Below are 7399 nucleotides of genomic sequence, written 5' to 3' on the forward strand. Positions count from 1 at the left end.
GTCCCCCGCCGAGCAGGCCTTCTCCCTCGCCGCGCCCGTCCGCCTGTGGGAGGACGGCTTCGCCCGCGACCCCCACCCCTACTACGCCGCCCTGCGCGCCCACGGTCCGGTCGGCTGGGCGGAACTGGCGCCCGGTGTCCCGGCGTACGTCGTCACCGACCGGCGGGCGGCACTGGAGCTGCTGCACGACACGGAGACGTTCTCGCACGATCCCCGGCCGTGGGAGGCGACCGTCCCCGACGACTCGCCGGTGCTGGGCATGATGCGCTGGCGGCCCAACACCCTGTTCGCCGACGGGGGCGCCCACCTGCGCTACCGCACCTCGCTGATCGACGCCTTCGACCTGGTGGAGCCTCATGATCTGCGGGCCCGGGTGCACCGGGCGGTGGACCTGCTGGCGAGCCGGATCGGGCCACGGGGCGAGGCCGACCTGGTGGGCGAGTTCACCCGGCCGCTGATGGCGCTGGTGTTCAACAGCCTGTTCGGGCTGCCGGACAGCGCGAGCGGCCGGCTGAACGCCGCGCTGGGCAAGCTGATCGAGGGCGGCGCCCAGGCGGCGCGGGGGGAGGCCGAGTTCGGCGGGTACGTGCTGGAGCTGATCGCCGCCAAGACAGAGCGGCGCGGCGACGACCTGCCGAGCTGGCTGCTGGACCACCCGGCGGGGCTGACCCCCGAGGAGGTCACCTGGCAGGTGTTCCTCACCCTCGGCGCGGGGCACGAGCCCACGGCCAACCTGGTGTCCAACGCGCTGTCCCGGATCCTCGGCAACCCGGCCTACTACTCGACGCTGACCAGCGGCGCCCGCCCGGTGTCGGACGCGGTGCTGGAGGTCCTGCACCACGAGACGCCGCTGGCCAACTACGGCATTCACTACGCCCGTACGCCCGTCACCTTCCACGGGGCCTGGATCAGGGCCGCGGTACCGGTGGTGATCTCCTACGGGGCGCTCGGCGAGGCGGCCGAGCGGGAGCGCGGGGCGACCCGGCACCGGTCCGACGCCTCCCACCTGTCCTGGTCGGCGGGCCCGCACGCCTGCCCGGTCAAGCAGCACACCCTGCTCATCGCCACCGAGTCGATCGAACGACTCACCCAGTGGCTGCCCGACCTCGAACCCGTGCTGCCGCGCGAGCGCCTGACGTGGCGGCCCGGTCCGTTCCACCGCTCGCTGACGGCACTGCCCGTCCGTTTCGACCCCCGCACCCCCGACCAGCCAGGAGGACGACCGTGACCGTGACCGACCGCATCGCTCTGGACCCGTTCGGCACCGACATCGCCGCCGAGAGCGCCCGGCTGCGCGCTCTCGGCCCGGTCGTGCCCGTGGAGCTGCCCGGCGGCATCCCCGCCTGGGCGCCCACCCGGTACGACACGCTGAAGGAGCTCATCCTCGACCCGCGGGTCAGCAAGGACCCGCGGCTGCACTGGCGGCTGTGGCCCGAGATCGGCGAACACCCGTCCTGGGGCTGGATCCTGGGCTGGGTCGGCGTGGTCAACATGCTCTCCACGTACGGCCCGGACCACACCCGGCTGCGCAAGCTGGTCGCGCCCAGCTTCACGCACCGGCGGACCGAGGCGATGCGGCCACGAGTGGAGGCGATCACGGCGGAGCTGCTGGCCGCGCTGGAGGCGGCCGACGGCGAGGTCGTCGACGTCAAGGCGGGTCTCGCCCATCCGCTGCCGATGCGGATGATCTGCGAACTGATGGGCGTGCCGGACGAGTTGCGGGAGGACACCGGCCGGCTCATCGCGGCCATCATGGACACCTCCGACCCGAGCCCGGAGCACGCGGCGTCGGTGCAGCGCCAGATCGGGACGGTGCTGCCCGCGCTGATCGCGCACCGGGCCGCGCACCCCGGGGACGACATGACGACGGAGCTGATCCGGATCCGTGACGAGGACGGTGACCGGCTGAGCGAGGAGGAGCTGCTCTACACGCTGCTGCTGGTGATCGGCGCCGGTTTCGAGACCACGGTGAACCTGATAGGCAACGCGGTGGTCGCGCTGCTCCGCCGTCCCGAGCAGCTGGCGGCCGTGCGGTCCGGGGAGATCGGCTGGGACGCGGTCGTCGACGAGACACTGCGCGCGCACCCGTCGATCGCGTCTCTGCCGCTGCGGTTCGCCGTCACCGACCTCGTCGTCGGCGGGGTGACGATCCCGGCCGGCGACGCCATCATCACGACGTACGCCGCCGCGGGGCTCGATCCCGAGCACTACGGCCCGGACGCCGACCGGTTCGATGCCGCGCGCGGCGCCGACGACCATCTGGCGTTCGGGATCGGCGTGCACCGCTGCATCGGGGCCCCGCTGGCCCGGCTGGAGGCCCTGACCGCGCTGCCGGCGCTGTTCGAGCGGTTCCCCGGCCTGCGCCTGGCCGAAGGCGACGAGGGCCTGCGGCAGGTGCCGTCGTTCATCGCGTTCGGCTGGCAGGAGATCCCGGTGCGGCTGCGGGGCTGACGCCACCGGCGGGCACCGCCGCGCAGGGCAGCGCGCGGGAGCGCGACCGGTCCCCCGTTCCGGTCGTGCCCCCGCGGTGAGTTGAACCTACGTCCATGGCCCGGGCCTTGTGAACCGTGTCGATGCCCGCTGCACGCTCAGCGGGGCTCACCCGTGCACAGCTGAGTCCGGATAGCCCGGTTTCGTCCCGTCCGGACCTGGGCAACCGGTTGTCCCCGCGGAGCGCCGGCTCACGCGGGGCGCCGGAAATCCGGCAGATCGAGGTCACCCACCGCCAGGTGCGCCAGCACGACCTCGTACAGGTCGGTGCCCGCGGCGAGGAGCTGACGCTCCAGGACGGGTTCGGCGCTGCGGACGTGTTCGCGCACGGTCTGGGCGTGCACACCCAGGGCCTGCGCGGCCTTTTCGGCGTTGCCGCCGGCGGCGATCCAGGTGCGCAGCGTCCTGCGCGGGTTCCTGGTGTCGGTGTCCAGCCGGCCCAGCAGGTTCTGCGCCCAGGTGCGCACGGCGGGACCGGAGAGCAGGTCGGGGAGCCGCAGCCCGGGGTCTTCGGTGTCGTCGGCTCCCGGGGCGTCGGGCAGGCCGATCTGGGTGTTGAGGGCCAGGTGGACGACCGCCCGGGCCGTGAGGTCGGCGAAGTCGGTGCCTAGCAGGTTCTCGACGCGTTCCATCCGGGCGCGAACGGTGTTGCGGCTGACACCGAGGACTTTGGCGGCGTTGACGGCGGTGAACTCCAGGCCGAGCCGGCTGGTGGCGAGGAGTTCGGCGCGGGTGTGGTGCGGCAGGGTGTCCAGCGGGCGCAGCACCCGGGACGTCCAGCCGCGCAGCGCCGCCGGGTCCATGAGGCGTTCGGGGTGGGTGCGCTCGGCGTAGACGGCCGTCTTGTCGGGCCGGAAGTGTGCGACGGCGAGGGCGCTGACGGCCTGCCCGTAGGCGGTGGCGGTCCGGGCGAGGCTCTGCCGGACGCTGCCGCCGAGGAAGAGGTCGGGGTGCCGTCGGACCAGGGACCGCAGGTCCTCGCCCGTGGCCTCCCGGGGGCCGACGACGATCACGTGCCCGTCCATGGCCGGGCAGCGTACGACCAGGGCGTCCTCCCGGGTGCTGTCCAGGCACTCCTCGGCGACGCGGTCGCGTACGGCGGGGTCCGCCTCGACGACGTACACGCTCGCCGTCTCGGCGTCGAGCAGGCCGGGCCACAGCCCTGCGGCGACGCGGCGGGCGGCGATGGTGTCCTCGACCATGAGCAATTGCAGGATCGCCAGGCGCAGGTCGGCGGTGGCCCGGCGCAGCCGGTGCCCGGCCGCGTTGGACTCGCTCACCGTCAGCAGCAGCTCGATCACCTGGGCGGTGTGGGTCACGATGTCGGAGGTCCGACGGTCGAAGGGGGCGTGCCGGGAGGCGGCGAGCACACACGCGTGGGACGGGTGCTCCACCCTGACCAGCCGCAGGTGGCGCTCCCGGCTCTCCCAGGCCGCGGAGGCGATCCGGCCGGCGGTGATGTCCGCGACCAGGTCCTCGTCGAGGGGAAGCCGGTTTCCGGCGACGAGGTTTCCGGCGGCGTCCTGCAGGGCGACGGTGGCGCCCACGGTGCCGGACAGCCAGGCGACGACTCTGCGGACGTCGCGTCCGGCCGGGCGCAGATGCTCCAGCAGTTCCGCCGCCCATGCCGGGCCCGTGCCGGCCTGCGTCCCCTGCTGCCGGTTCCCGTCCTCTCGGCCAGCCACCTGGGCCTTCCCCTCGCTCCTCGCGCCGCTTCCGGCACACCGGTCGGGGACGTTACCTCACGTCCGCACGGCTCTCCTCCCGGCCGGACGCCGGACGGCGGGGGCCCGCGTCCCCGGGCCCGGCCCCCTCCTGCGCCGCCGACCCGTACCGGCGGCATAAGCTCGGCGGATGGCGAAGTACTACGACGTGCACCCCGACAACCCCCAGGCCCGCACCATCGGCCAGATCGCCGACAGCATCCGCGCCGACGCTCTTGTCGCCTACCCCACGGATTCCTGTTACGCACTGGGCTGCCGCCTCGGAAGCCGTGACGGCATCGACCGGATCCGTACGATCCGCAAGCTGGACGACCGGCACCACTTCACCCTCGTGTGCCAGGACTTCTCTCAGCTGGGCCAGTTCGTGCGGATCGACAACGACGTGTTCCGTGCCATCAAGGCGTCGACGCCCGGCAGCTACACGTTCATCCTGCCCGCGACGAAGGAGGTGCCGCGCATGTTGCAGCACGCCAAGAAGAAGACGGTCGGTGTGCGCATCCCCGACCACGTCGTCACACAGGCCCTGCTCGCCGAGCTCGGTGAGCCGCTGCTGTCCAGCACCCTGCTGCTGCCCGGCGAGGAGGAGCCGATGACGCAGGGCTGGGAGATCAAAGACCTGCTCGACCATGTGCTGGACGGGGTGGTCGACTCCGGCGACTGCGGGACCGAGCCGACGACGGTCATCGACTTCTCCGGCGGGGAGGCCGAGGTCGTGCGGCACGGCGCGGGCGACCCCGCGCGGTTCGAGTAAAACGCGGACCAAAGGCCGTTCACGGTTGAACCACGTGCCGGGGGTGGGCGAAATGCTCTGGGAACGGGCGTGCCACGATGCGCATGATCCGCCCGGTCACGCGGACGGGTTCCTGGTCCCCACCCCCGCAGAGAGGCAGCCCAGCCATGACCGCCGTACAGGGAACCGCCGTCGACATCCCCACCGAGGACGGCACCGCCGACGCGTATCTGGCCCACCCCGCCGACGGGGCCGCCCACCCGGCGGTCCTGCTCTTCATGGACGCCTTCGGTCTGCGTCCGCAGCTGCGGTCCATGGCGGACCGGCTGGCCGCCGAGGGCTACACCGTGCTGGTGCCGAACGTGTTCTACCGGCACGGTCGCGCCCCGCTGTTCGACCTGCCCGAGTTCATCGACCCGGGGGCGCGGCCGGAGATCTTCGAGAGCATCGCGCCGGTCATGCAGGCCCTGACGCCCGGCCTGGCGATGCGGGACGCCGGGGCGTACCTGAGCTGGCTGGCCGGTTCCCCGGCCGTGGCCGACGGACCGGTCGCGCTGACCGGCTACTGCATGGGCGCCCGGCTCTCGCTGCTCACCGCCGGCACCTACCCGGAGCGGGTCGCGGCCGCGGCCGGCTTCCACGGCGGACGCCTGGCCACGGACACCCCGGACAGTCCCCACCTGGTGGCCGGCAAGGTCACCGCCGAGCTGTATTTCGGCCACGCCGACCAGGACCCCTCGCTGCCCGAGGAGCAGATCGAGCGCCTGGAGGAGTCCCTGACGGCGGCGGGCGTGCGCCACCGGTGCGAGGTCTACACGGGAGCGTCCCACGGTTTCACACAGGCCGACACCGCCTCGTACCACCGGGAGGGCGACGAGCGGCACTGGTCGGCGCTGCTCGACCTGCTGAAGCGCACATTCTGACCCCAATCGGGATCTGCTGAAGACGAGTTGCCGACCTACCAACGGTAAGGGCTTGCTATCCCGTGATCCCTGCGCGTAGACCTTGCTGAAACCAGCCATGTCTCGGGGGGAGTTGGCTCATGGACGGCACGGTCGACGGGTTCCGCTACGGTGCGGTGACTCCGGTGGCGGCATATTTGATGGCCTGTCTGGGAGGGGCGCTGGGGCTGCGGTGCATCGTGCGCTCGCTGCTCGACACGCGTTCCTGGAGGGCGGGCTGGCTGGCGTTAGGCGCCGCCTCCATCGGATGCGGCATCTGGACGATGCACTTCATCGCCATGATCGGCTTCCACGTGGAGGAGACCCGGGTCCGGTACGACGCGGCCACGACGGTGCTCAGTCTCGTCGTGGCCGTCGTCGTGGTCGGCGTCGGCGTGTTCATCGTCGGCCTTCGCGGCACGAGCGGCGTCACGCTGGCGGTGGCGGGCGCGATCACCGGTCTGGGCGTGGCGGGCATGCACTACCTCGGCATGGCGGCGATGCGGCTGAACGGCGAGGTCGGCTACGACCCGGCCGGTGTCGCGCTGTCCGTGCTGATCGCCATCGGCGCCGCGACAGCGGCGCTGTGGTCGGCCGTCACCATCCGCGGCTTCCTGGCGAGCCTCGGGGCGAGCCTGGTGATGGGCGTCGCGGTGTCCGGGATGCACTACACGGGCATGGCCGCCGTCAGCGTCCATGTGCACGACGTGACCGGCGGGACCTGGGAGGGCGATTCGCCCACGTCCCTGCTGCTGCCGATGCTGCTGGGGCCGGTCGTCTTCCTGCTGCTGGCCGGGGTCGTGGTGATGTTCGATCCGCTGCTGGTGCTGGGCGAGCGGCCCTCCGCGGCCCAGCCGGACGCCCAGGATGCCAACTCCACGGCCAGGAAGCGCCCTTCCTGGCGTGCGGCGGCATCGTCCGCGCGTGAACGGTGAACAGCCCGGCTGCGGACGGGGCATGAGCCGGTTGTTACGGTGCACCGGTGTCTGACTCCTCACGCGATACCGCCGAAGGCGCCGGCTGGGGCACCACCGAACGGGGCGCGTACCAGCGGTTGATGCCGCCGAAGACCGAGAAGATCTCCTGGCTGAACCCCAGGATGCTCTGGGTCGCCCGCAACGGCGTGCTCGCCTCCTGGTTCGGGGACCCGACCGGCGGGACGCGCAGCCGGTGGGTGGCGCAGCGGGCGGCCACCGGAGCACCGGCCGGCAAAGTGATCCGGCGCGACGACCCGGACCGGTTCTCGTTCCTGGTCATCGGCGACACCGGCGAGGGCGACGACCCCCAGTACGCCGTCGTGCCGGGCTTGCTGAGGACCGGTCGGGACACCCGGTTCGCCGTGCTGGCCAGTGACGTGATCTACCCGGTCGGCAGCGCGGACGACTACGACACCAAGTTCTTCCGCCCCTACCGGGACTACCAGGCGCCGATCTACGCGATACCCGGCAACCACGACTGGTACGAGGACCTCGGCGGCTTCATGCGCGTCTTCTGCGGCGACGCCCCGCCCCTGC

At 72.4% G+C, this 7399-nt stretch carries 7 protein-coding genes; 6 read left to right on the forward strand and 1 reads right to left on the reverse strand.

The genetic code is table 11. From position 1 onward, the window contains the following. On the forward strand, positions 1–1228 hold a 1228-nt coding region (locus tag C1J00_RS34435), incomplete at its 5' end, for a cytochrome P450 family protein (RefSeq protein ID WP_245936613.1). Next, positions 1225–2451 (forward strand): cytochrome P450 family protein, encoded by a 1227-nt coding sequence (locus C1J00_RS34440; RefSeq protein WP_102912888.1) that lies wholly within the window; start codon positions 1225–1227, stop codon positions 2449–2451. The genes C1J00_RS34435 and C1J00_RS34440, both read left to right, overlap by 4 nt. Positions 2452–2681: 230 nt before the next feature. Here the strand turns inward: C1J00_RS34440 and C1J00_RS34445 are convergent, their stop codons facing one another. Continuing rightward, positions 2682–4175 carry a helix-turn-helix domain-containing protein gene (locus tag C1J00_RS34445; RefSeq protein WP_102912889.1) on the reverse strand — a complete coding sequence of 498 codons (1494 nt, stop codon included), beginning with the start codon at positions 4173–4175 and terminating at the stop codon, positions 2682–2684. 169 nt (positions 4176–4344) lie between these two features. On the opposite strand from C1J00_RS34445, the gene C1J00_RS34450 reads away from it, so the two are divergent. The 4 genes from C1J00_RS34450 to C1J00_RS34465 all read left to right on the forward strand — a co-directional run. Then, entirely contained in the window at positions 4345–4965 is a 621-nt protein-coding gene (locus C1J00_RS34450) for an L-threonylcarbamoyladenylate synthase (RefSeq protein WP_180989798.1), read from the forward strand. Between the two features lie 146 nt (positions 4966–5111). Continuing rightward, positions 5112–5867, forward strand: a complete 756-nt coding sequence (locus C1J00_RS34455; RefSeq protein WP_102912890.1) for a dienelactone hydrolase family protein — start codon at positions 5112–5114, stop codon at positions 5865–5867. A 119-nt stretch (positions 5868–5986) separates the two neighbouring features. Further along, positions 5987–6820, forward strand: coding sequence for an MHYT domain-containing protein (locus tag C1J00_RS34460; RefSeq protein WP_102912891.1), 834 nt, complete (start codon positions 5987–5989; stop codon positions 6818–6820). A 47-nt stretch (positions 6821–6867) separates the two neighbouring features. Then, positions 6868–7399 (forward strand): metallophosphoesterase (locus tag C1J00_RS34465; RefSeq protein ID WP_180989799.1); only part of this gene is annotated, 532 nt, incomplete at its 3' end.

Origin of the sequence: Streptomyces cahuitamycinicus (genome assembly GCF_002891435.1) — a bacterium.
GTDB lineage: Bacteria > Actinomycetota > Actinomycetes > Streptomycetales > Streptomycetaceae > Streptomyces > Streptomyces cahuitamycinicus.

Excerpts from the sequence above, each read along its gene's own strand:
- C1J00_RS34450 (WP_180989798.1), top strand. The coding sequence starts at position 4,345 with ATGGCGAAGTACTACGACGTGCACCCCGACAACCCCCAGGCCCGCACC.
- C1J00_RS34455 (WP_102912890.1), top strand. The coding sequence starts at position 5,112 with ATGACCGCCGTACAGGGAACCGCCGTCGACATCCCCACCGAGGACGGC.
- C1J00_RS34460 (WP_102912891.1), top strand. The coding sequence starts at position 5,987 with ATGGACGGCACGGTCGACGGGTTCCGCTACGGTGCGGTGACTCCGGTG.